The organism is Streptosporangium sp. NPDC002524 (genome assembly GCF_040295985.1).
Lineage (GTDB): Bacteria > Actinomycetota > Actinomycetes > Streptosporangiales > Streptosporangiaceae > Streptosporangium.
In genome coordinates this window covers 148,011-169,764 of record NZ_JBEOWK010000016.1, presented here as the reverse complement: position 1 = coordinate 169,764, position 21,754 = coordinate 148,011, and the positions used below count along the sequence as shown (strand labels likewise).

Sequence of the window (21,754 nt, the reverse complement as noted above, 5' to 3'; positions counted from 1 at the left end):
AACTGCTGGTGAAAGAGGGCTTTGGTGATCTAGCCTCATCAGTCCTGCTGGTCTCCGCTCGAGGGGCTGCAGGTAAGAGTCGGTCAGCGGAAGAGTTATCGCGCCAGCTGGGTGCGCCTCTTTGGAAGCTTGAGAAGGACAAGGCAGTCAGCGCGACCTCGCTGTCGTTCGTCGTCGGGCGGTACTTGGGGGTAGCTGACGTACCCGTGACATGCATGGGATCTCTGAGCTATGGACGCGCCCAGGGCAATGTTCAAAATACGGCTGTTCCGTGCCCGGACAGGCAGAGGAACTATCGCTATTTCTGTTAAATCAGAAGTCGTTGGCGCGGATGCTTGTGAGGAAGTTGGTCCAGTCCCTTGGGGTGAAGGTCAACACTGGGCCGGACGGGTCCTTGCTGTCGCGGACGATGACGAGGCCCGGAAGGTTTGTCGCCACCTCGACGCAATTGTCGTTCGTGCCGCCGGAGTAGCTACTTTTGCGGAACTCGGCGTCAGTCAGGTCGGGGAAGATCATGTTCGCTCCTTGACCGCAGCGATGAACGCCACGGACTCCTCGGGGGACAGCGCTAGTTCGGCAAGATGCCCAAACGTCAGCTTAAGGTTCCGGACCTGATCTGCCGCCTCTATGTAGACATCGCCACCAGGACACCCGACGTAGCCGACGTCTGGGTCCTCAGCATCGAACGACAGCACCGAGAAGGCGCCGTCGAGACCAGCATGCGGACCAGCCGTCAGTGGCAGGATCTGGAGCGTGATGTTGGGCTGCCTGGTGAGCTGAATGAGGTCGCCGAGTTGCTGGGCCATGGCACGCGGTGGTCCGACGGGACGTCGCAGGGCGCTTTCGTCCACCAGGGCATGTAGTGCTGGCGCGTTTGATCCTGAAAGAGTGATTTTGCGTGCCATCCGAGCATCTACACGCCGCTTCAGTTCGGAGTGATCCAATCCCGGACGGGCTGCATGGATGAGCTCACGGGCGTATTCCTCACTTTGAAGCAGGCCCGGCACCAGCAAGGGTTCCCACGTACGGATGGCCGACGCTTCAGCCTCCAGAACCACGTAGGAGCCGGAAAGCACGTCGGAGTACGCCGTCCACCAACCGCGTACGGCGGCGTCCTTGCAGAGCTGGATCAGTCCGGCCTTTGCGGACGAGTCTGTGCCATAAAGGTCGCAGGCGTTGGCTACATCCGAGGCGGTTACCGTGATTCGTGCGTTCTCGATGCGGTTGACTTTTGGTCGGCTCCAGCCGAGTTGCGCCGCTGCGGCCTCGGGTGTGAGACCCGCCGCTTCGCGGAGTCGTCGCAGCTCACGGCCCAGGCGGCGGTGCCGGACTGTAGGACTCTTCGTGACCATGGTGCCCAGTGTGATGTGAGGGAGACAAAAAATCCACGTGAACAGTGCTTGCGCTCGTGCACAGTACAGCGCATGATGGTCCTGTGACACCGCTACCGTGAGTGAGGACATCATGACACTGGAGTGTCGCGCTTCTCCGTGGATCGGGCCGATTGCGGTCACCGGGGTCCGCTACTCCACGGGACGATCACCTTGCTCGGGCGCGGTTGGGGGCAGCACGAAGGTTCCAAGGCTGGGCACGAGCTTGACGAGTCCCAGGTCGCGTAGGTGTTGAAGCACGTGGCGAGCCGTGTTGTTCCCGACGGCGTGTTCTCCCATGATCGCTACGATGCTCGGAATCTTGTGTCCGGGTGGCCATTCGCCGTTGTGAATGCGCTGTTCGAATACCTCTGCTATCTGCTCCCACTTAGGTCGTCCGGGCTCGAAATTGATCATGCGAGCGACGGTATTGGGCCCTGGCGCGCCTGGGCGATACCGGACAGGCCTAGACCTGCTTAGGCATGCCTAGGCATGCATGGACACGCCTTTATGGGTGGCCTGCTCCTTTTGCTGTGTTCCAACACGTAGATCCACCTGGTGCTCACCGGCTCTGGGCGGATCCCTGATCAGGAAGGTTCTCCTGGCCAGTGAACGTTTTCAGTGCTTCGGTTCTTGACCGGGCCATGTCGAGTGGATGCGGCTGTTTCACTGAGGTCGCGCCGATGCCGATGGGGTGTGCCGTCTGTGGGCATGCGCCGTACGCGCACGGTTGTCCCGACCGGCCCGCCGGTCACGAGTACGCGCAGCCGTCCGGGGAGTTGATGGCGGTGCGCCTGGAGGCTCGTCGCCTCGGTCTTCCGCCGTCAGGCTTTGAGTCGTCCGCCGATGAGGCACCCGCCGAGGCGGTTCCGGTCGAGGTGATCCCGCTGGTGCCCGCGCAGCGCCGTCCCGACCCGTCCGAAATCGACCCGGCCGCACCCGGCCCGGTCGTGCCCGGCCCGGTCGCGCCCGTCGTGCCCGCGCCGCTTCCCCGGCGGGCGCTCCGGCCTCGGGGAGCGCTCCGGTCCCGGGGAGCAGGACCCGCCGGGCCGCCTCGGCGTACGGACACCCGGTGCCCGATCGCCGGTGACGGGCATCCGGTCGCCCCGCGTTCTCACCGATCCAGGACCGTTCCGCCTAGGCCGTCGTACGACGACGTATCCCAGACCCCTCCTTCTCACCTCATAAGCCGGACCCGCCCGGCGCTCGCGACGTCCGGGCGGGTCCTTGATCGGATGGAGGTCCGATCCATGGACGATGGTAGATCCACGACACCCGGGCCGGTGATTTCGGGATGGCGGGTCATTCTGAGTGACAGGGGGCGGTTGTGGGCCTCCCGCGTTGTCCCGTTCAGTGATGCCGAGTTCGACGCCGGAGCGGCGCGTACGGTCGACGCCGACACCCTCGACGAGTTGCGGGGCGAGGTCGAGAGGCAGGAGAGCACGGCGCGGCGGGTGAGCGGGCAGGCGGTCTCGTGATCCGGCGTGGGCCCGCGTCCGCCGGAGGGCGGCACCGGGACGGCTTAATCCCCACCCTCGTTCCCCGCCGTTCGTGGGATCGGCGGGCCCGCGCGGACGCGGAGCGGCTGGATCGCGAGTGGAAGGACTGGGCCGTCTTCTACGGCACGCACTCGCGCCTGTTCTACGCGATCGCGGGCTGGCCGGTGCCCGGTCCGGAGATCCTGCGGGCCTCCACCGCCGACGACCTCGAAGCCCAGATGTACGAGGTGGTCATGGCTCTGGCTGTCCGGCCTGAGGCGGCTACCGCCCGTACGTCCCCTGAACGGGCGCGGCTGCGGGAACGCCGCCGCGCCGACGACTCCCGCGAGCGGCGGTGCGAACCTTCCGGGACCGCTCGCGGGACCGGGGGCGACCGGGGACCATGAGCCCGGTCGCCACGCGGTGCCCTCGTCAGGGGTGGCGAGGGCACCGCTCCCGCCGGGGGCCTCGGATCCTGCGGAGTTGACCGCTCCCGCCGGGGGACTCGGACCCTGCGGAATTAACCGCTCCCCCCGGTCTTCGGGCCCCACGGAGTGACCGAACCAGGGAACGTTATTTGGGAGGTCATAAGCGCTTTGCGGTAATTAGTGGGAACTGGCTGATATTAGGGGAAAGTTCTGCTCATGCCATGTGACCTCCTCCTGCTCGGGCCCGGGTGACCGTCGCGAGCGAGCGGACGGGCCACGACCCGAGAACCATCAAGAGAACGGGGAGAGTGCCATGTCCCATCACCTTGACTCACCGGGTGCCCGGCAGGACGTCCGTCTGGACATCACCGATCTCTACGTCTTCCGGGGCGAGACGGGCACCGTGTTCGTGATGGACGTCTGCCCCTCCATCGCCGGTGACGACGCCCCCAGGGGCTTCCACCCCGAGGCCGCGTACGAATTCAAGATCGACGGCGACGGCGACCACGTCGAGGACCTCACCTATCGCCTCACCTTCGGCGAACGTGACGCGGCGGGAGACCAGGACGTGGAGCTGCGCCGTCTCTCCGGTGCGGAGGCCCGCGAGGTCGAAGCGGCCGGCGCCGTGGTCGGCCGGGGGACCACCGGCCGGCGGATCGACGCCGAAAGCGGCCTGCGGCTGTGGGCCGGCGAGACGAGCGATCCCTTCTGGATCGAGCCCGACGTCCTCGCCGCGATCGGGAAGGCCTTCGCGAACGGCACCAGGGCCGACCTGTCCCTGTGGGACCCGGCGGGCGCGAAGAACCTGTTCGTCGGGAACAGGGTGTACGCCATCGTGCTGGAGGTCCCCGACGGCGACCTGCTTCCCGTCGCCGGTGACGACCGGCGCGTCGACGTGTGGGCCCTCACCAGCCTGGCCACCGACGCCGGTGGCCGGCGGGTCGTCAACCGTGCCGGGCACCCCATGGTCCACCCGCTCTTCACCCAGCACGACGGGGATCTCGGCGACCGGCTCAACGTCACCCCGCCCGCCGACGACCGCCAGAACTTCGGCAAGGTCGTCGCCGACATGGTCGCCGGTGTCGTCGGCGCCTACGGCACCGCCGAGGACCCGCACGCGTACGGCAGGCTGGTCGCCGACCGGATCTTCCCCAACGTGCTGCCGTACACCGTCGGCACCCCGGCGGTGTACGGCTTCGCCCGGTGGAACGGCCGCTCGCTCACCGACAACGCGCCGGACGTGATGTTCTCCTTCGCCACGAACACCGCGTTCACGATCGGCCTGGACAGCGACTCCGTCGCCGCCAGGCCGACCCGGAGCTTCCCGTACGTCCCGTCGGTTACCTGATCAGTCCGAATCGCTCACCGAGATGGCGCCCGAGGGGCAGAGCTGCCGGGCCCGGCGGGCGGCGGCGTGCTGCTCGGGCGGGGGCGTCTCGTCGAGGAGCACGACGGTGCCCTCGTCCTCGCTCTGGTCGAAGACCTCGGGTGCGGTGAGCACGCACATGCCCGCTCCGATGCACCGTCCCAGGTCTGTGGTGATCTTCATGTTTCTTCCTACCATCTGACCGGCAGCTCCCGTACACCGTAGATGGACATCGTGTCCCGCATCGGGACCTCCTCCGCCGGTACGGCGAGGCGCAGGCCGGGGAAGCGGTCGAACAGCATCGGGAACGCGGTGCGCATCTCCACGCGGGCGAGCTGCTGGCCGAGGCACTGGTGCAGCCCGTGCCCGAACGCCAGGTGCCCGGTCGCCGGGTGGGTGATGTCCAGGTTATCGGGGTCGGAGAAGCGCGCGGGGTCGCGGTTGGCGGCCACGAGGGAGAGGGTGACCGGGTCTCCGGACCTGATGAGCTCTCCCTCCACCTCGACGTCCTCCAGGGCCGCGCGGAGCGGGCCGACGTGGATGATCCCGAGGTAGCGCAGCAGCTCCTCGACCGTGTTGTCGATCAGCGAGGGGTCGGCGCGCAGCGCGGCGAGCTGGCCGGGGTGCTGGAGCAGGGCGAACGTGCCGAGGCCGAGCATGTTCGCCGTCGTCTCGTGCCCGGCGGCGAGCAGCAGGAACCCGACGTTGCTCAGCTCCTCGTCGGTCAGGTCGTCGGCCGTGATCAGCCCGCTGAGCAGGTCGTCGGCCGGGTCGGCCCGCTTGGCCGCGATGAGCCGGGCGAAGAACGCCCTGAAGCCCGCGATCGTCGCGCGGACCTCCTCGATGGAGGACTCCAGGTTCAGCAGCACCGCCGTGGACCGCTGGAACTCGTCGCGGTCGGCGTACGGGACGCCGAGCAGCTCGCAGATCACCAGCGAGGGGATGGGCAGCGCGAACTCCCGTACCAGGTCCTGGGGAGGTCCGGCCTTCTCCATCGCGGCGAGCCGCTCCTCGGTGATCTCCTGGATCCTGGGCTCCAGCTGCTTCATCCGCCGCACCGTGAACTGCGCGGTGAGCGGCTTGCGGTAGCGGGTGTGGTCGGGCGGGTCCATCCGGATGAACATGCCCGGGTCGGCGGGGGTGCGCATCTCCTGCATCAGCGCGAAGGGCACCGGGACGTTCAGCAGCTCGCGCCGGGAGCTGAACCGGGGGTCGGCCAGGATCGCCCGTACGGCGGAGTAGCCGGTCACCAGCCAGCCCGTCGTGCCGTCCGGGTAGGCCATCGGGGTGACGGGCCGCTCCTCGCGCAACGAGGCCAGGCGCTCGGGCGGTTCGAAGGGGCCGGGACGCCCGAAGGGGAAGGTGACCGCTTCCGGATGAGACTGCGTCATTTCACACTCCTCATGCAGCGACGCGCTTCGTCCCATCCAGAAAACTACATCAGATGCAAAATTACAACACATGCAAAGTGTGACCAGATGGACTAAGCTGCCCGCATGAGTGAGGTCCCGGGGCTGCGCGAACGCAAGAAGATCCGCACCCGGCACGCGCTCATCGCCGCCGCGCTGGAGCTCTTCATGGAGAAGGGCTACGAGCAGACCACCGTCTCGGAGATCGCCACGGCCGCCGACGTCTCGACGCGCACCTTCTTCAGCTATTTCGCGAGCAAGGAGGACGTGATCTTCCACAACTCGCGCGAAGGCATCGAGCGCGTGCTGAGGGTGATCGCGGAGCCCCGCCCGGGAGACCGGGCGATCGACCTGCTGACCCGCGCCGTCGCCTCCGGCTTCACCGTGCTCGCCCTCGACGAGCGGCTCCAGAGCGAGATAGGCCCGGCCAACTACCTCGTCATGACGGTCCCCTCGCTGCGGGCGCGCGGCCTGCTGCTCCTCTTCGAGAGCCAGCGGGAGTTCGCCGAGGCCCTGCATCGGGCCTGCCCGGAGGAGCTGAGCCTCGTCGAGGCGTCGGCGCTCGTCGGCGCGGTGGTCGGCGGGGGCAAGCTCGCCGCCTTCGTCAGCATGAGCAACGGCGCCTCGCCGGGGGAGATGCTGGACGCCGGTCGCCGGGCCAGCGAGTTCGCCCTCTCGGCCCTCCGCGCCGCCGCCTCACAGCCCTCCTGACCTCTCTGGATCTCTTTTCCTGGTTGTTATACCGGCAGGCCATCCGAAATAAAATTTCACGCATGTCCAAAAATATTAAATCGGACATAAGTGTGAAGATGGGGAAAATGTGAGTGTTTCGCACTAGGCTGCTGGTCGTGCGAGCAAGAGGTGGAGAACGGAACGGGCAGGGCCGAAGCGCCAGGTCATCTGAGTTCGAGAAGCAGGCAAAACGCCACGCAAGACCATTGGTATTGATAGGAACGGCTGCAGAAGTCATCGCTGCGGCGAGCACCCTGACCTCAAAGCTTCCCGATTGGGTGGCGAGTGCGATCATCGTTGGTATTCCGCTGGCCACTTTCGGTCTTTACCAGTGGCGGAGGGCGCGATTTCTCGATGATCAGGTGAAACAGCTTTATTATTTCGATCGTAAATACGTCAGAAGTTTATCTCGATGGACCATGCGTGAATCGGAGGTCGATGGGTACCTGAATGGAACGCATCACGGTGAGAGAGAGATGATCGCACTCGCGCCCATTCGTCAGTGGACATGGAGCATCATGCGCCGCGCCGAAGGCGATCTGCCTTTCTACGACCACCCGCCGGTGTTGCGAAACCAGCAGGCCAGCCGCTCTGGCGCGGGGGTTTGCATTTTCCGGCAGCCTCACAAGCAGGGGACGAGTTTAAGCTTCAGGATCGAGTTCGATCCGATGCTCCGGCCGGGAGAGCGGGTCAATATTTCTTTTGATATCGACGTTCCGGTTTACAAACCAGCAACCCTGGAAGGGGTGAGGATGCGGCCTTCGCCAAGGGTGGCGACGCCGGGGGAAGCCGAGTTCAGTTCGACGTACATAGAATATCCTGTTGATGAGCTGGTGAAAGAGATTGTGATCCCAGAGCGCTTGCGCACTTATCGACATGGAATACAGGTCATTCGTCTAGACAACGAATTCGCCGAAGAGGCGAATTTTGTGTCGAATAACGAATGCTTTCATATCGATCGATCAACCATAGACAATCAGGCGGTCTGGATACTGCGGTTAGAACGATATCGCCCTCCTTTGAACACCCTTTATCGGATCTACTGGGAACCGCCGAAAGAGTCGCAGTTGTGATCTTTCTGTTCGTGTCCGTGTGCTCCCGCGTAGCACTGCCTGCCCTCATTCTGTCGGCCCTCCGTGCGCCTCTCCTTCGCTGTCCTGACCTTCCCCTTTTCCGTAGGTCGCGTACGGTCGTGCCGTTCATACCTCGGACCAGCCGGTCTTCCTGGTATGCCACCGGCGATGCTTTCGCGTCTACGCTGACGTGACATGGCGACGTCCTCTCCCACCCGGGTACTGCTGAGAGAGCGGCGCTTCGTCCTGCTCGCCTCGGCTCGGACGATCTCCGTGCTGGGAGACGGTTTCGCCCGGGTCGCCCTGGCGTTCGGCGTGATCGCGGTTCCCGGGAGCACCCCCGCGCAGCTGTCGCTGGTGCTGGCCTGCCAGGCCGTGCCGCAGCTGCTGCTCATCCTCGTCGGCGGCGTGCTGGCCGACCGGTTCTCCCGGTCGGGGCTGATGGTGATCGCCGACGTCCTGGGCACCGTCGCGTACGGCGGGCTGGCGGTGATGTTCCTCACCGGCGACGCGCCGATCCCCGCGGTGGCGCTGCTGGCGACCCTGGCGGGGGTGGCGACCGCGCTGTTCGCACCGGCGATGACCGGGGTGGTGCCGGAGGTCGTCCCCCGGGAGCGGCTGCAGGAGGCCAACGCGCTGCTCGGGGTCGCGAGGAACGGCGCCATGGTGCTGGGACTGGCGCTGTCCGGTGTCGCCGTCGCCCTGGTCGGCGCCGGGTGGGCCCTCGCGCTCAACGCCGTCTCGTTCCTCGCCAGCGCCGCGCTGATCCGCGCCATGCGCCTGCCGCGCCTTCTCCGGGTGTCCGTGGGATCCGGCTGGTCCGATCTGCGGCACGGCTGGCGGGAGTTCGTCTCACGCCAGTGGCTGTGGGTCGTGGTGGTGCAGTACGCCTTCGTCGTCGCCGCCGTCGGGGCCAATGTCGGCGTGCTCGGTCCCCTGACCGCCGAGCGGGACCTGGACGGGGCGAGCTCCTGGGCGCTGATCGTCACGGCCCAGGCGCTGGGGACCGTCGCGGGCGCGGGTCTCGCCGCGCGCCTGCGGCCCCGGCGGCCGATGCTCCTCGCCGTCCTGGCCACCTTTCCCACGGCGCTGCCGATGGTGCTCCTCGGGGCGGGAGCGCCGCTGTGGACGATCGTGGCCGCGATGTTCGCCGCCGGTGTGGCCGGGGACGTGTTCGGCGTGCTGTGGACCACCACCATGCAGCGCGAGGTGCCTCCCGACGCGCTCTCCCGCGTCAGCTCCTACGACTGGTTCGGGTCCCTGGCGCTGGCGCCCCTCGGCATCCTCGCCGCCGGTCCCGTCGCCGCCGCGGTCGGTCCCGGCACGGCCCTTCTCGGCTGCTCCGGCCTCGTCGTGGTCGCCACGCTCGCGGCACTGCTCTCCCCGCAGGTCCGCACCCTCCGGGCGCCGGTCACCGAAGAGGCGCCGGTCCCCGAAGAGGCGCCCGTCCCCGAAGAGGCGCCGGTCACCGAAGAGGCGTCCGTCACCGAAGGGGCGCCCGACGCCGGGGAGGCGCCGGACGCCGGGGAAGACGTACGGCCCGCGTCTGGGGAGACCGCGGGCCGTACTCACATCCGGGAGGGCGGTTAGGGGTTGGGGACGGTGTCGACCCAGGTGGTCGAGGCGGAGCGGTAGTTGTTGACGCGGCTCAGGACCGTGGCCGGGGCGACGACCTCGTTCTTGGAGTGGTAGAACCAGTCGACCTGCTGGACGTAGTTACGCGAGGTCGAGCTGCCGACCAGGCCGCCGCTGATGAACCAGAGGTTGAAGTTCACCGACTGCACGGTCTCCGGGTAGTAGTCGCCGCCGTGCTCGGCGAAGAGGGCGCCGTCGATGTAGTACCTGATCTGGCCGCCGGAGACCTGCAGGACCAGGTCGTGCCAGCCCGCGTAGCTCTGCCTGACCTCGGTGTGCACGTTCACCGCCTGCCAGGGCTCGTTGCGGTAGGTCTCCCAGGAGGTGGCGTACATGATGTTGGCGGGCTCGCCCCAGCCGCCGTTGGGCAGGTACTCGAAGTCCTGCTCGCTGTAGTTGGGGTCCATGTCGGCGGCGAGCGGGGTGATCGTGAAGAAGGTCTGCACGATGTGGTCCCCGTCGGGGCCGCTGACCGGGGTGTCGGAGAACTTCACCCGGGCCGCGTAGGTGCCCTCCAGGAACTTGCGCTGGTGCAGCACCTCCGACTGCTGGGTGCCCGACGCGGTGCCGTCGGTCACGGCCTTGAGCTGCAGCGCCTTGTTGGTGCCGGAGACCGTCGGGAAGGTCACGTTCTGCTTGGGCCAGCTCGCGCCGGGCACGCCGGGGCCGCCGCTGTTGGTGCGCACGGTCCAGTTGTGCGCGGAGATGTTCGGGTCGTCGGCGTTGTTGTACGCGAAGTCGTCGAAGACCACCCCGCTGCCCCCGGGAGGGTTCGTGATCGTCGGGGTGGGCGTCGGGGTCGGGTCGCCGCCACCGCCGGAGGGCGAGGTGCCCCAGACCAGGGCGCCGTTCTGGTAGACGGTCACCTTGGTCCAGTCGCCGTACGTCGTGCGGGCCGGGCCGAAGGAGTAGTCGTCGCTCTGGGTCAGCCGCTGCCAGTCGGACCGGTGGAAGCGCAGCTGCAGGTCACCGGTCTGCGCCCCGACCGCGAGGTTCCCCGAGGTGAAGCCCACCTCCAGGTAGCGGTCGGCGGTGGCCGTGCCGGGGGAGAGCGTCCCGAAGGTCCCGGTGACCGTGGAGCAGGAGACCACCGCCCACGAGCAGGCGAAACGGTACTGCGGCGATCCGGCGTCCGCCTTGAAGTAGTAGCGGATCTTCACGCCGCTGAGCGGGACGGCCGAGGTGCCGCCGTTGACCAGGTTGAACCACGGCTCGACCTGGTCGGCGGTCGCTCCGGTGGCGCTCGTCTTGTACTGGAGCCTGAGGGACTGCTGGGCGCTGGCCGGGTTGGCCGCGACGCCCACCAGCGTGAGGAGCATGGCGGACACGAGCCCGCCGAGTAACAGCTTTCTGCGCACTTTCTTTCCTTTCGTGGGTGCTTCCCGGGCTTGCGGGTTCTGGGGGGTGAGCGGGCCGCCGCATCCGGGGATGAGCGGGCTCCGGGGAGATCCGGGGGAGCTCTAAGGGACGAGCGGTTCTAGGAAGTGAGCGGGCTCCAGGGGATGGAGCTCTAGGAAGTGAGCGGGCCTTAAGGGATGAGCGGGCCGCCGCGGACGCCCTGGGCGCTGAGCCGGGCGAGGTGCGGGCCGAGCCGCCGGAGGAAGTCGGGGTAGTCGCCGGGCGAGCCCCAGGCGACCTCGGCGAAGGCGCACATCCTGGGCAGGGCCATGAACTCGACCCGTTCCGGCGTGGGCATGTACTCGGTCCACAGCTGGCACTGCACGCCCCGCGCGGCCGGGTCGGGCGCGAACGCGTAGGTGTCGGCCAGCGTGAGGACGCTCTCCTGGACGGTCGGCCGTTCGGGGTCGGCCGGCTGGTCGTCGAAGGGCGCGGCCGAGGGACGGTAGTCGAAGTAGGTCCGCGTGTGCGGTGCCAGGATGATGTCGTTGCCGCCGCGTTCGGCCTGCTCGTCGCGCCAGACCATCACGGTCGTGCCGGGGGTGGGCTCGCGCTCGGGCTCGTCCCAGCAGACCAGCTTGCGCGAGTGCTTCTCCAGGTGCGCGGCCATCCGGCCGATGAACCAGGCGCACGCCTCCCGGGGCCCCGCCAGCCCCAGCTCCGCCAGCCGCCGCCGCGCCCGGGGCTCGCGCTCCCACTCGGTGGTGGGGCACTCGTCCCCTCCGACGTGCACGTACGGGCTCGGGAAGAGTTCCACGACCTCGTCGAGCACGTCCTGGCAGAAGCGGACGGTGGACTCCTCAAGGTTGAGGACGTGCTCGCTGATCCCCCACTCCGACCAGACCTCCAGCTCGCGGGACGGGTCGTTGCCCAGGTGCGGGTAGGCGGCGACGGCGGCCTGGACGTGGCCGGGCATCTCGATCTCGGGCACCACGGTGACGAAGCGCTCCGCCGCGTACGCGACGATCTCCCGCACGTCCTCCCGCGTGTAGAAGCCGCCGCGCCGCGCGCCGACCTCGGTGAGCAGGGGGTAGCGCTCGATCTCCAGGCGCCACCCCTGGTCGTCGGTGAGGTGCAGGTGCAGCACGTTGAGCTTGTGCTCGGCGAGCAGGTCGACGAGGCGCAGGACGAACGCCTTGGGCATGAAGTGCCGCGCGACGTCCAGCATCACCCCGCGCCAGGCGAACCTCGGCCGGTCCTCGATCGTCCCGTACGGGATCAGCGGCCCCAGCTGGGAGAGGGTCCGCGAGCCGTAGAAGCGCCCGGCCGGGCCGCCCGCGGTGAGCTCGACGCCGGAGGGGGAGACGTCGAGGCGGTAACCCTCCTCGCCGAGGGAGGGGTCGTCGGGCATCGGCCGCAGGAGGTCCCGCCGGAACGCGACGGAGCCCCCGTCGACGGCCACTTCCCGTGGCCTCGGAATGATCACGTTGGTCTTCCCTTCGCGGCGTCCCGAGGGCACGCCTGTGGACGGTGAGCCCTCTGGGAGGGCACGCTTGTGGACGGTGGGAGGGCATGGCGGCAGGAAGGTGTGGCGCAGAGAGGGGCCGGGGAGGTCCGCTCACCCCTTGACGGCGCCGGCGATCATTCCCGAGGTGACCCTGCGCTGCAGGACGAGGAAGATCAGCAGCACCGGCAGCATGAAGAGGGTCGAGGCGGCCATGGTGGCCCCCCAGTCGGTGCCGAAGACGTTGCTGAAGGAGGAGAGCCAGACGGGCAGGGTCCGGTCGTCCTGGTTCTTGATGATCAGTGCGTTGGCGAAGGCGAACTCGTTCCACGCGGTGATGAAGCCGAACAGGGAGGTGGACATCAGGCCGGGGGCGAGCAGCGGCAGGACCACCCGGCGGAAGGCGGCCGCCCGGTCGCACCCGTCCATCAGCGCGGCCTCCTCCAGTTCCGGGGGGATCGCGGCGAGGAACCCGCGCAGGGTCACGATGGTGAACGGCAGCGTCGTCATGAAGTAGATCAGGGTGAGCATCGACAGCTTGTCGAGCATGCCGGTGTCGCGGGCGATGATGAACATCGACACCAGCAGCGCCTCCCAGGGGGCCATCTGGGCGACGAAGACCATCAGGATGAACGCCTTGCGCCCGCGCCAGCGCATCCGGGCCACCGCGAACGCGGCGAGCAGCGCGACCACCAGGGCGAGGAGCACCGCGCTCGCGGTGACGGTGAGGCTGTTGCGCCAGAACGTCCAGAAACCGTCCGCGCTCACCGCGGTCGCGAAGTGGTCGAGGGTGGGGTCGGCGGGCCAGAAGGTCGGCGTCTGCGACTGGATGTCCCGGGTGGGCTTGAACGCGGTCAGCACCATCCAGTAGACGGGGAAGACCGAGACGGCCAGCACGGCCAGGGCCGCCAGGTTCAGCGGCGCGCGGCGCAGCGGGCGGGCGAGCGTCAGGTGGCGGGGCGTCGGGCGGCCGGACGGCGTACGGCCGGACGGAGTGGGGCCGGATGCCGGTCGGCCCGACGTCGAGGCGGTCGTCACAGTGCCTCCCCTTCGTGCTTGAGCATCCGCCGGAGGTGGGTGATCAGCAGGGCGATCAGGATCAGCACGGTGAGGGTGGAGATCGCCGAGCCGAGGTCGTACTTGTGGAGTGACTGCGCGACCTGGAACGCGTAGACGGGAAGCGTGGTGGTGGCCTCTCCCGGGCCGCCCTTGCTGATCGCCCAGATCTGGGCGAAGCACTTGAACACCCAGATCACCTCCAGCGAGGTGATCAGGCCGAAGAGCGGTCGCAGGATGGGGAAGGTGACGGAGGTGAAGACCTGCCGGCCGCTCGCGCCGTCGATCCGCGCGGCCTCGTACAGCTCGGAGGGGATGGTGGTCAGGCCCGCGTAGAGGGTGAGGGCGGCGAACGGCACGGACTGCCAGACGACCAGGGCGACCAGGATGGCGAAGGTGGACGTGCCGTCGGCGAACCAGGTGTAGTCCCTGAAGGACTCGAACCCCAGCGTGACCAGCAGCCAGTTGACCACCCCCAGCCGCGACTGGAACAACCACTGGAAGATCGTGGTGGCGGCGAGGACGGGGGTGGCCCAGGTGAGCACCAGGCCGCCCATCACGGCCAGGCGCATCCCCCGGCCCAGCCGGGCGATCATCAGGGCCACCGCGGTGGAGATGACCATGATCAGGACGACATTGACGGCCGTCCAGACCAGGGTCCTGCGCACCACGGCCCAGAACTCCGCCCCGCCGAGCACCTCCGCGTAGTTGCCCAGGCCGACGAACTCCGCGCCGCCCCGGATGAGCTCACCGGTCCTGAAGTGCTGGAAGGAGATGACGACGCTGCGGACCAGCGGGTAGAGCAGCAGGTAGGCGGTGCCCGCCAGGGTGGGCGCGATCAGCAGGTAGGGCCAGAGACCGGCGATCCGGGACCGCCGCGCCCCGGATCGCGCCGCGGCCTGTCCGGGTGACGCGGGCCGTCCGGGATCTCCGGGCTGTCCGGGGTCTCCGGCCTGTTCGGGGTGCTCTGGCGCGGAGGCGTCCCGGTCGCGGGCGCGCCGCCGGGTCGGGCGCCCGGTCGGGGCCTGGGGGGCAGCGGGCATGGCACTCCTCGGAGCGGGCGAGCGGGTACGGACGGGTGGGCGGGGAGGGGTCAGGACTTGGTGTTGAGGATCTCGGCGATGCCCTGGTCCACCGTGGCGGCCTCGGTGGCGGGGTCGCCCCCGGTGAGCACCCTGGTCAGATACTCCTTGATCAGGTTCTTGGCCTCGACCGCCGCCCAGTTGGGGGAGTTGGGGGTGGCGTGCCCGTTGGCGGCGCCCGCGGCCATCGCGGCCGTCGCCTCGTTGTCGCTCAGCACGCCGGCGAGGGAGACGCGGTTGGGCACGTAGCTCATCTCCTTGGCCATGTCGGTCTGGAACTTCTCGCCCGCGAGCGCCTTCACCACCTCGTACGCCGCCTCGGGGTTCTTCGACGCCTCGGGGATGACCAGGTCGGAGCCGCCGGTGAACACCGCGCCCGGCCTGTCGGCGGTCTTGCCGGGGATGGGGAAGAAGCCGAGCTTGCCCTTGAGGTCCGGGTTCGCCTTCTCGATCGCCACCGCGCCGCCCGGGGCGGAGATGAGCTGGGCGACGTCGCCCTTGGCGAAGACGTCGGCCTGCGGGGGCCTGGCCTCGTCGGAGTCCTTGGGGCCCTTGCCCAGCGCCTGGAGCTTCTTGTAGAACTCGACCCCGGCCAATGCCTGGGGGGTGCCGAGGCCGCCCTTCCAGGTGCCGCCCTCGTCGACGGCGAGGTCGCCGCCCTCGTCCCAGACGAACCCCGCGAGGGTGTACCAGTTCTGGCCGGGCAGGTAGATGCCCTGGTCACCGCCCTTGTTGAGCTTGGCCGTGACCTCCAGCCACTCGTCCCTCGTCTTGGGCGGCGTGCTGATCGAGGCCTTGGCGAACAGGTCCTTGTTGTAGATGACCACCCGGTTCGCGGCGTACCACGGGATGCCGTACTGGCGTCCGTCGATCTTGCCCGGTTCCGCCAGGCCGGGCAGCCAGTCGCCGCCGGCCAGGTCGGTGACCTTGTCGGTGAGGTCCTTCACCCCGCCGCTGGCGGCGTACTCGGCGACCTGGGTGTTTCCGACCTCGATGACGTCCGGGGCGTCGTTGCTGGCCAGGGCGCTGGTGACCCGCTGGCCGATGCCGTCCCACTCCTGGATCTGGATGTCGAGGGCGACGCCGGGGTGGGCCGCCTGGTAGTCGGTGCGGAAGCGGTCGAGCAGGGCGTCGGAGAAGCTGTCGCGCATGACCCACACGGTCAGGTTCGTGGAGCCCTGCCCGGTGCCGGCCGAGCCGGGCGAGTCCGCGGAGGGGGACGGCTCGGAGGAGCCGCATGCGGTGAGGCCTGCGGCGAGTGTCAGCACTGCCGCGGTGGCACGGAGGCGGTACCCCATCGGTACTCCCAGAGGTCAGATATTGGTAAGTAATTGGCCTGCTCCGCATAGGGTGGCTCTTACCACTTCTGACGTCAAGACCTGTTTTTTCCAGGACGAGAGGTAACAAATAGGTAAGTTCTTGGTAAGCTGGGGTGGTGACTCTAAACATGAGGTCCGGGCTCAAGCGCGACCGGGTGCGCGATGTCCTGCTCGACTTCATCGCCGACATGAAACCGGGCGAGGCGATCCCCTCCGAGCGGGATCTCTGCAAGGAGCTCGGGGTCTCGCGGCCCACGGTGCGCGCGGCGATCGACGATCTGGTCATGTCGGGGCTGCTCGTCCGCGAGCACGGGCGCGGCACGTTCACCGGGCCGCACCGGGTCACCCAGGCGCTCGCCTCGACCACCGGCAACTCGTTCTACGCGCCGCCCGCCGAGGGCAACTGGCTCAGCCGGATCCTGGAGTTCGGCTCCACCCCCGCGGGCGCCCGGCTCGCCACCCGGCTCCAGCTCTCTCCCGCCGACCCCGTCCTGAGGGTCGTGCGGCTGCGCGTCGTCGACGACGAGCCCATGGCGATCGAGCGCATCCACCTGCCGTACGCCCTGGTCGACGGCCTCGTCCCGGCCGACATGGAGTCGGGCTCGTTCTACCGGCTGCTGCGGGAACGTTTCAACGTCGACGTCCGCACCGCCGTGCAGACGATAGAGCCCACCGTCACCGACGAGACCGAGGCCGAGCTCCTCCACGTCCCCCAGCACGCCCCGGCCCTGCTCTTCGAGCGCACCACCCGCGACGTCGGCGGCCGGATCGTCGAGTTCACCCGCTCGATCTACCGAGGCGACCGCTACCGGGTGACCTCCGAGCTGTCCTTCAACGCCGACTCCGGCTGACCCCCGGATGCCCCCGCCGGTGAGCCCTGCCCGGCCGCCTTCCCGGAGGGAGGCGGCCGGGCGTGGGCCTTTTCCTTCGGCCTTTTCCTTCGGCCGCTTCCTTCGGCCGCTTCCTTCGCCGCTCTCCTCCGCTACTTGATCGCGGTCAGGTTCACGACGTACCTCTTCTGCCCGATCTGATAGCTCAGCCAGCCGAAACCCGCGTCGGCGAGTGTCATGTTCCTGGTCGTGGCACGTCGCAGGTCCAGATCGGCGGACACACCGGTGACCAGGTCGTAGAGGGCGAGGTCTCCCTTGATGTGCTTCAGGTAGAACCGCTCCAGGCGGGAGGTGCTGCCCGCGAGGACCCCGGTCGGCAGCGCGCGCTCCCGGGAACCGTCGCGGTCGCGGACGAAGAGGCTCCGGCCGGATTCTCCGGATTCGCGCCGACCGTGGCACCGCGTGATGCCGCAGTCGACGGACTTCTCACCGGGCCTGATCACGGCATCACGCCGTTCCCCCGTCTCGGCGTCGAACAGCTCGGCGAAGACGGCCCGCTCGCTGTCACGGCCCACCCAGGGCCACCGCAGGAGATTCCGCCCCTCGGTGCCCGGCACCGTCCGCGGCTCACCCCCGCGCAGCGGCACCCGGTACACCCCGCTGTTCTCGCTGGAGAAGACCACGTCCGGTCCCACCACCTCCAGCGCCTTGATGTGGTCCTTTCCCGCGGCGCTCGCCAGCGGGACGTCGGCCACCTTCCGCGGGGTGCCGCCGCCGACGGGCACCGTCCAGATCCGCGCGACCCGCTGCCCACCCGGTTTCCTGTACGACCCCCACCAGGCGATGTTCCCGCCGCCCACGGCGACCTGGTGGGAGGAGGTCATCGAACCCGGGACCAGGGAGATCGCGGCGGACTTCGGGAGGATCTCGGCGATCCGCCGGACCCTGCCGCTCTCCAGACCGTAGGTCCACAGGGACTGCTTCGTCTTTTTCCCCGCCTCCGTCATGACGAGCAGCGTCCGGTCGTCGAGAAGCGACTGCGGGACGTAGGTACGGCCGTCGGGAAGCCTGGCCGGGACCTTGTGCACGGCTTGCGGCCACACCTGCTCGACGGGCGGCGGATTCTCCTCCGGCGCCGGGCTCCGCACGCTCGTGCTCGTGGCGTTCACCGCGGGCTGCCGCGAGTCCGGCGCGTCCGGCGAGTCCAGGGTCCGTACCGCCGTACCCGCCCCACCGGCCACCGCGGCCACGGCCACCGCCGCGAGCAGGGCGGCGGGCGCCCGCCGGGGGCGGCGGCGCGCCCTGACCGCCGCGGACAGCCCGGCCCGCGCCCGCTCGGGCACCTGCTCCGCGGCTCCGGCCAGGACGCGGGTCAGCTTGTCTTCGATGTCGGTCATCGCGTGCTCCCGTGGGCCGCCGGTGAGGTGGAGAGGGAGGACCGCAGCTTGTCCAGGCCGCGGGAGGCCTGGCTGCGCACGGTCCCCTGGGAGATGCGCAGCACCTCGGCGATCTCGGCGTCGGCCAGCTGCTCGTAGTAGCGGAGCACCAGCACGGCGCGCTGTCTGCGGGGCAGCGCGGCGAGTTCCCGCCAGAGTCCCTGGTCCTCGTCGGAGGGGAAGACCGCCTCCCAGGTCCGTTCGGGCGGCTCCCCGGTGAGGTGCTCGCGCCTGTGCCGCCGCCAGATGCTGATGTGCAGCCGCGCCATCGTCGTCCGGGCGTAGCTGTGCGCGTCGGTCTTGCGCCGCACCCTCGGCCAGGCGTCGCGCAACCGGGTCAGCGCCTCCTGCGTGAGATCGGCGGCGTCGTGCGGGTTGCCGGTCAGGACGTACGCGTAGCGGAGCAGCGCTTCACCCCGTTCGGCCACGAAGTCGTCGAAACCGGGTTCGTCATCCACATGCCGTCCTTTCTCCATCGTCACCGCCTAGACGCCGAAGGGCCGGAAAGTGTTGCACGACCCCGCCGAGGCGTACGGCCGCGCTGGATGTCGGCGATCGGCTCGGCTACGTTCGTTGGGATGACGACCACCTCGGCTCCCCCGGTCGGGGACGGCTTTCCTTTCGCGGGCCGGCCCCGATGACATCCCTCGACGACCTGGTGGTCCGGGCGCGCTCCCTCGTACGAGACGGGCACCGCGCGCTGCTCGGCGTCACCGGAGGCCCGGGGGCGGGCAAGACCACCCTCGCCGAACACCTGGTCCGCCTGCTGCGGCCGGCGCCTCCCGAGGGGCTGCCGGAGCGGGAGTGGGTGGCGTACGTGCCGATGGACGGCTTCCATCTCGCCGACGTCGAGCTCGACCGGCTCGGGCGCCGCGACCGCAAGGGCGCCCCGGACACCTTCGACGCCGCCGGGTACGCGGCCCTCCTGCGCCGCCTGCGCGAGGACGAGGACGACGTGGTCTACGCGCCCGCGTTCGAGCGCGACCTGGAACAGCCGATCGCGGGCAGCATCCCGGTCTCCCGGGCCGCCAGGCTCGTCGTCACCGAGGGGAACTACCTGCTGCTCGACCAGGGCGACTGGGCACGCGTGCGGGCCGGGCTGCACGAGGTCTGGTACTGCGACCTCGACCCGGACGAGCGCGTGCGCCGCCTCGTCTCCCGGCACGAGCGCTTCGGCAAGACCCCCGACGCCGCCGTGGCCTGGGCACTGGGAACCGACCAGCGCAACGCCGACCTCATCGCCACCACCCGCCCCCGCGCCGACCTCGTCGTCCCCGACGCCGTCCTGCGCTCGATCGACGACCGCGAGACGGGACCGGGCTGACGGGGTCCGCTTGACGGGACTCGTGTGACGGGGCCCGCGCGACCGGGTTCGGTTGACGCGAGCCGGTTGACGGGGAGCGGCCGACGCAGGTCAGCCGGTCACGGGGAGCGGTCGGCGCAGGTCAGCCGGCGCGGGCCGGTCACGGGGAGCGGATGGCGCGGGCCGGTTGTCCCACGGACCGTGAACCCGGTCGGGAGGTGGTGGCGATACATCGCTGACCGTTTTCTCCACGGGAAGGCCAGCCTTCATGCCATGGTGCCCGTGAGACCGCGCCACTCACCGCCCAGACCCGCGACTGCGACCAAGCTCATGCACACGCTGGTCATGAGGGTGAGCGGGCTGCTGGACGAGCCCGCGAGGCTCTCCGCCCTCCTCGCCGAGGTGAAGGGGTTCGTCAGGACCGACGCCGGGCTCGACCTGGGGACGATGTACGCCATCGCCCGGAACATGGCGAAGATCGTACCCGGCTCGGTGACGTTCTCCACGGTTCCCACCCGCCCGCATCCCGATGATCCGAACCGTCTCGTGTGGGACCGGGCCGCCGCCGAGCGGCTCTTCGCCGGGATCAGGAGGGACGCCGGGTGAGCCGGAGGGTTCTCGTCCATGGGGATCGGCTAGGACATAAGTGGATAAAAGGGGCAGTTGTGCCGAATGTGGCTCGGTGCGAGTTTTGATGGTCGGGGTGGTTCGTCTTTCCGGAAAAAAGGCGATATCTCCGTCGAATCATCCGCACGTCATGGGAGAACCCATGTCCGTTGCCCGCTGTATCACCACCGCCGCCCTCGCCGCCCTCGTGGTGGCACTCGCCGCGCCGGTCGCGTCCGCCGCCCTCATCCCGCCCCGGCCCGCCGTGACGAACGACTGCTCCCTCTTCGGGAAGGTGACCGTCAAGAAGGGGGATCGTACGGAGACCTGGACGTGGGGGCCGGGCTACCAGAGCTACCAGAGCAATGAGAGCAACTCCCGGACGTTCACGCAGAGCATGTGACGTTCACGCGGGCCCCGCAGGGACGCGTACGCGAGGAACGCGTCCATCGGTCGTACGTGGGGCACGACCGATGGACGCTTTCTCGTCGGTTTTCCGTCGGCGCGGACCTCCGGCTTCGGCCGGGTGCCGACGCCTCCGGCCGGTGGGTTGGCAGGCGGGAGTGCCCGGCCACCTGGATTCCCGGTCAATCTCTGACTATGGGCCTGAAACGGTCATCTCTTGGCAGTGCGTCACCGTCCCTCGGGGGTGAGCCCGGCCCGCGGCCGTAGCGTCGAACGATGGAGATCGACGTGGTGCCGCCCCGCCCGGACGAGAAGGCCGCCCTGGTGCCACGGGCGACGGCCGATCGAGCGGGCACATGAGCGGCGCGGGGAACGGGCGGTACGGCACCGGCCCGTTTCCGCACACCCGGGACGAGCTCTCCCGGAACGGGACACTCCCTGGCGAGGCGTCCCAGAACCAGGCCCAGAACCAGGCCCAGAACCAGGCCCAGAACCAGGCGCAGGCCCAGAACCAGGCCCGGAATCAGGCTCAGAACCGGGGCCGGAGAGCCTGGGGGGAGTCGTCGCGGCGCGTACCGTCCCAGGGCGGGCTGCTCAGGGGGCAGGTCGTGGTGATCGCCCGGGAGCCGGTCTCCGGGAACGCCGAGACCCGTTTGATCCCGCCCTTCACCGAGGGGGAGGCCGCCGCGCTGGCCGCCGCCGCCCTTGAGGACACGCTGCGCGCGGTCGCCCGCGTCCCGGTCGCCCGGCGCGTGCTCGCGCTCGACGGTGCCCCTGGCCCCTGGCTCCCGCGCGGGTTCACGGTGCTGCCGCAGCGCGGGAACGGGCCGGACGAGCGGCTCGCCGCGGCCCTCGACGACGCCCACCGGCTCCTGCCGGGGCCGGTCGTGCTCATCGGCGTGGACACCCCGCAGGTCACCCCGGACATGCTGGTCTACGCCCTGTCCCTGCTTGGCGCCTACGACGCGGTGTTCGGCCCGGCGGCGGACGGCGGGTTCTGGCTGCTCGGGCTGCGCGCTCCCGACCCCGCCCTCCTGCTCGGCGTCCCGATGTCGGAGCCGACCGCCGGTGAGGTCCAGCTGCGGAGGCTGGGGGAGGCCGGGCTGAGCGTCGCCCTGATGCCCCGCCTCACCGACGTGGACACCGCGGCGGACGCGTTCGTGGTGGCCGCGCAGGCCCCGCGGTCCTTCTTCACCGCCGCCCTCGCCAGGATGAGCGCGCTCCGGTGAACGGGACACCCCGGGAGCGGTGAGGGCCGTACGGGGACGCGGGGAAGCGAGAAAAAACGCGGGGAAGCCCGGAAAGACCCGGGAAGCCCGGAAGGACGCGGGGGAAGCTCGGAGAGACTTGGGGAAACGCGGGAAACCCGGAAGGACGCGGGGAG

The 21,754-nt window shown here is 69.2% G+C and carries 23 protein-coding genes; 11 read left to right on the top strand and 12 right to left on the bottom strand.

From position 1 onward, the window contains the following. Nucleotides 1-312 precede the first annotated feature (312 nt). The 3 genes from ABT053_RS26965 to ABT053_RS26955 all read right to left on the bottom strand — a co-directional run bounded on the left by ABT053_RS26965 (nucleotide 313) and on the right by ABT053_RS26955 (nucleotide 1,787). Nucleotides 313-516, bottom strand: coding sequence for a DUF397 domain-containing protein (locus ABT053_RS26965; protein WP_350972430.1), 204 nt, complete (start codon nucleotides 514-516; stop codon nucleotides 313-315). Further along, nucleotides 513-1,352, bottom strand: coding sequence for a helix-turn-helix domain-containing protein (locus ABT053_RS26960; RefSeq protein WP_350972427.1), 840 nt, complete (start codon nucleotides 1,350-1,352; stop codon nucleotides 513-515). The genes ABT053_RS26965 and ABT053_RS26960 overlap by 4 nt, the downstream gene beginning before the upstream one ends. Nucleotides 1,353-1,523: 171 nt before the next feature. Then, nucleotides 1,524-1,787, bottom strand: coding sequence for a GntR family transcriptional regulator (locus ABT053_RS26955; protein WP_350972425.1), 264 nt, complete (start codon nucleotides 1,785-1,787; stop codon nucleotides 1,524-1,526). A gap of 833 nt (nucleotides 1,788-2,620) precedes the next feature. Between ABT053_RS26955 and ABT053_RS26950 the strand changes: the two genes are divergently transcribed. The 3 genes from ABT053_RS26950 to ABT053_RS26940 all read left to right on the top strand — a co-directional run bounded on the left by ABT053_RS26950 (nucleotide 2,621) and on the right by ABT053_RS26940 (nucleotide 4,624). Next, nucleotides 2,621-2,848 carry a hypothetical protein gene (locus ABT053_RS26950; RefSeq protein ID WP_350972423.1) on the top strand — a complete coding sequence of 76 codons (228 nt, stop codon included), beginning with the start codon at nucleotides 2,621-2,623 and terminating at the stop codon, nucleotides 2,846-2,848. Next, the gene (locus ABT053_RS26945) at nucleotides 2,845-3,255 is read left to right on the top strand and encodes a hypothetical protein (RefSeq protein ID WP_350972421.1); all 411 of its coding nucleotides are present in this window, start codon (nucleotides 2,845-2,847) and stop codon (nucleotides 3,253-3,255) included. Before ABT053_RS26950 ends, ABT053_RS26945 begins: the two co-directional genes overlap by 4 nt. Nucleotides 3,256-3,589: 334 nt before the next feature. Beyond that, nucleotides 3,590-4,624: a DUF4331 family protein gene (locus tag ABT053_RS26940; protein WP_350972419.1), complete on the top strand. Its 1,035-nt coding sequence runs from the start codon at nucleotides 3,590-3,592 to the stop codon at nucleotides 4,622-4,624. On the opposite strand, the gene ABT053_RS26935 is transcribed toward ABT053_RS26940, so the two are convergent. Together ABT053_RS26935 and ABT053_RS26930 are read right to left on the bottom strand one after the other, a co-directional pair. Next, nucleotides 4,625-4,825 (bottom strand): ferredoxin, encoded by a 201-nt coding sequence (locus ABT053_RS26935; RefSeq protein WP_350972417.1) that lies wholly within the window; start codon nucleotides 4,823-4,825, stop codon nucleotides 4,625-4,627. Nucleotides 4,826-4,833: 8 nt separating this feature from the next. Then, nucleotides 4,834-6,033: a cytochrome P450 gene (locus ABT053_RS26930; RefSeq protein WP_350972415.1), complete on the bottom strand. Its 1,200-nt coding sequence runs from the start codon at nucleotides 6,031-6,033 to the stop codon at nucleotides 4,834-4,836. Between the two features lie 105 nt (nucleotides 6,034-6,138). Between ABT053_RS26930 and ABT053_RS26925 the strand changes: the two genes are divergently transcribed. From ABT053_RS26925 to ABT053_RS26915, 3 genes are all read left to right on the top strand, one after another. Beyond that, nucleotides 6,139-6,762, top strand: a complete 624-nt coding sequence (locus ABT053_RS26925; protein WP_350972413.1) for a TetR/AcrR family transcriptional regulator — start codon at nucleotides 6,139-6,141, stop codon at nucleotides 6,760-6,762. Between the two features lie 137 nt (nucleotides 6,763-6,899). After that, nucleotides 6,900-7,856, top strand: a complete 957-nt coding sequence (locus ABT053_RS26920; protein ID WP_350972412.1) for a hypothetical protein — start codon at nucleotides 6,900-6,902, stop codon at nucleotides 7,854-7,856. 195 nt (nucleotides 7,857-8,051) lie between these two features. Continuing rightward, nucleotides 8,052-9,446 (top strand): MFS transporter, encoded by a 1,395-nt coding sequence (locus tag ABT053_RS26915; protein ID WP_350972411.1) that lies wholly within the window; start codon nucleotides 8,052-8,054, stop codon nucleotides 9,444-9,446. Here the strand turns inward: ABT053_RS26915 and ABT053_RS26910 are convergent. The 5 genes from ABT053_RS26910 to ABT053_RS26890 form a co-directional block, all read right to left on the bottom strand. Then, on the bottom strand, nucleotides 9,443-10,849 hold the full coding sequence (locus tag ABT053_RS26910; RefSeq protein ID WP_350972409.1) for a cellulose binding domain-containing protein: 1,407 nt from the start codon (nucleotides 10,847-10,849) through the stop codon (nucleotides 9,443-9,445). The genes ABT053_RS26915 and ABT053_RS26910 overlap by 4 nt on opposite strands. 170 nt (nucleotides 10,850-11,019) lie before the next feature. Continuing rightward, nucleotides 11,020-12,315: a beta-N-acetylhexosaminidase gene (locus ABT053_RS26905; RefSeq protein WP_350972408.1), complete on the bottom strand. Its 1,296-nt coding sequence runs from the start codon at nucleotides 12,313-12,315 to the stop codon at nucleotides 11,020-11,022. 132 nt (nucleotides 12,316-12,447) lie between these two features. Then, complete coding sequence (locus ABT053_RS26900; protein WP_350972406.1) at nucleotides 12,448-13,371, bottom strand: carbohydrate ABC transporter permease; 924 nt, start codon at nucleotides 13,369-13,371, stop codon at nucleotides 12,448-12,450. After that, on the bottom strand, nucleotides 13,368-14,432 hold the full coding sequence (locus tag ABT053_RS26895) for an ABC transporter permease subunit (protein WP_350972404.1): 1,065 nt from the start codon (nucleotides 14,430-14,432) through the stop codon (nucleotides 13,368-13,370). Before ABT053_RS26895 ends, ABT053_RS26900 begins: the two co-directional genes overlap by 4 nt. Nucleotides 14,433-14,482: 50 nt before the next feature. After that, nucleotides 14,483-15,769 (bottom strand): extracellular solute-binding protein, encoded by a 1,287-nt coding sequence (locus tag ABT053_RS26890; RefSeq protein ID WP_350972402.1) that lies wholly within the window; start codon nucleotides 15,767-15,769, stop codon nucleotides 14,483-14,485. A 137-nt stretch (nucleotides 15,770-15,906) separates the two neighbouring features. Here ABT053_RS26890 and ABT053_RS26885 point away from each other — a divergent pair, with 137 nt between their 5' ends. Continuing rightward, nucleotides 15,907-16,641, top strand: a complete 735-nt coding sequence (locus ABT053_RS26885; RefSeq protein WP_350972401.1) for a GntR family transcriptional regulator — start codon at nucleotides 15,907-15,909, stop codon at nucleotides 16,639-16,641. A 131-nt stretch (nucleotides 16,642-16,772) separates the two neighbouring features. Here the strand turns inward: ABT053_RS26885 and ABT053_RS26880 are convergent, their stop codons facing one another. Further along, nucleotides 16,773-18,017, bottom strand: a complete 1,245-nt coding sequence (locus ABT053_RS26880; protein ID WP_350972399.1) for a TolB-like translocation protein — start codon at nucleotides 18,015-18,017, stop codon at nucleotides 16,773-16,775. Continuing rightward, nucleotides 18,014-18,514 (bottom strand): SigE family RNA polymerase sigma factor, encoded by a 501-nt coding sequence (locus ABT053_RS26875; RefSeq protein WP_350972398.1) that lies wholly within the window; start codon nucleotides 18,512-18,514, stop codon nucleotides 18,014-18,016. The genes ABT053_RS26880 and ABT053_RS26875 overlap by 4 nt, the downstream gene beginning before the upstream one ends. Before the next feature lie 179 nt (nucleotides 18,515-18,693). Between ABT053_RS26875 and ABT053_RS26870 the strand changes: the two genes are divergently transcribed. From ABT053_RS26870 to ABT053_RS26855, 4 genes are all read left to right on the top strand, one after another. Then, on the top strand, nucleotides 18,694-19,380 hold the full coding sequence (locus ABT053_RS26870) for a nucleoside/nucleotide kinase family protein (RefSeq protein WP_350972396.1): 687 nt from the start codon (nucleotides 18,694-18,696) through the stop codon (nucleotides 19,378-19,380). Nucleotides 19,381-19,632: 252 nt separating this feature from the next. Beyond that, the gene (locus tag ABT053_RS26865) at nucleotides 19,633-19,965 is read left to right on the top strand and encodes a hypothetical protein (protein ID WP_350972394.1); all 333 of its coding nucleotides are present in this window, start codon (nucleotides 19,633-19,635) and stop codon (nucleotides 19,963-19,965) included. A 163-nt stretch (nucleotides 19,966-20,128) separates the two neighbouring features. After that, on the top strand, nucleotides 20,129-20,368 hold the full coding sequence (locus ABT053_RS26860) for a hypothetical protein (protein ID WP_350972392.1): 240 nt from the start codon (nucleotides 20,129-20,131) through the stop codon (nucleotides 20,366-20,368). Nucleotides 20,369-20,726: 358 nt separating this feature from the next. Continuing rightward, entirely contained in the window at nucleotides 20,727-21,599 is an 873-nt protein-coding gene (locus ABT053_RS26855; protein WP_350972391.1) for a TIGR04282 family arsenosugar biosynthesis glycosyltransferase, read from the top strand. Nucleotides 21,600-21,754: the final 155 nt, after the last annotated feature.

What these genes read in the sequence shown, in the direction of transcription:
- ABT053_RS26965 (WP_350972430.1), bottom strand. Translation starts at nt 516, where the DNA reads ATGATCTTCCCCGACCTGACTGACGCCGAGTTCCGCAAAAGTAGCTAC.
- ABT053_RS26960 (WP_350972427.1), bottom strand. Translation starts at nt 1,352, where the DNA reads ATGGTCACGAAGAGTCCTACAGTCCGGCACCGCCGCCTGGGCCGTGAG.
- ABT053_RS26955 (WP_350972425.1), bottom strand. Translation starts at nt 1,787, where the DNA reads ATGATCAATTTCGAGCCCGGACGACCTAAGTGGGAGCAGATAGCAGAG.
- ABT053_RS26950 (WP_350972423.1), top strand. Translation starts at nt 2,621, where the DNA reads ATGGACGATGGTAGATCCACGACACCCGGGCCGGTGATTTCGGGATGG.
- ABT053_RS26940 (WP_350972419.1), top strand. Translation starts at nt 3,590, where the DNA reads ATGTCCCATCACCTTGACTCACCGGGTGCCCGGCAGGACGTCCGTCTG.
- ABT053_RS26935 (WP_350972417.1), bottom strand. Translation starts at nt 4,825, where the DNA reads ATGAAGATCACCACAGACCTGGGACGGTGCATCGGAGCGGGCATGTGC.
- ABT053_RS26930 (WP_350972415.1), bottom strand. Translation starts at nt 6,033, where the DNA reads ATGACGCAGTCTCATCCGGAAGCGGTCACCTTCCCCTTCGGGCGTCCC.
- ABT053_RS26925 (WP_350972413.1), top strand. Translation starts at nt 6,139, where the DNA reads ATGAGTGAGGTCCCGGGGCTGCGCGAACGCAAGAAGATCCGCACCCGG.
- ABT053_RS26915 (WP_350972411.1), top strand. Translation starts at nt 8,052, where the DNA reads ATGGCGACGTCCTCTCCCACCCGGGTACTGCTGAGAGAGCGGCGCTTC.
- ABT053_RS26895 (WP_350972404.1), bottom strand. Translation starts at nt 14,432, where the DNA reads ATGCCCGCTGCCCCCCAGGCCCCGACCGGGCGCCCGACCCGGCGGCGC.
- ABT053_RS26890 (WP_350972402.1), bottom strand. Translation starts at nt 15,769, where the DNA reads ATGGGGTACCGCCTCCGTGCCACCGCGGCAGTGCTGACACTCGCCGCA.
- ABT053_RS26880 (WP_350972399.1), bottom strand. Translation starts at nt 18,017, where the DNA reads ATGACCGACATCGAAGACAAGCTGACCCGCGTCCTGGCCGGAGCCGCG.
- ABT053_RS26870 (WP_350972396.1), top strand. Translation starts at nt 18,694, where the DNA reads ATGACATCCCTCGACGACCTGGTGGTCCGGGCGCGCTCCCTCGTACGA.
- ABT053_RS26865 (WP_350972394.1), top strand. Translation starts at nt 19,633, where the DNA reads ATGGTGCCCGTGAGACCGCGCCACTCACCGCCCAGACCCGCGACTGCG.
- ABT053_RS26860 (WP_350972392.1), top strand. Translation starts at nt 20,129, where the DNA reads ATGTCCGTTGCCCGCTGTATCACCACCGCCGCCCTCGCCGCCCTCGTG.
- ABT053_RS26855 (WP_350972391.1), top strand. Translation starts at nt 20,727, where the DNA reads ATGAGCGGCGCGGGGAACGGGCGGTACGGCACCGGCCCGTTTCCGCAC.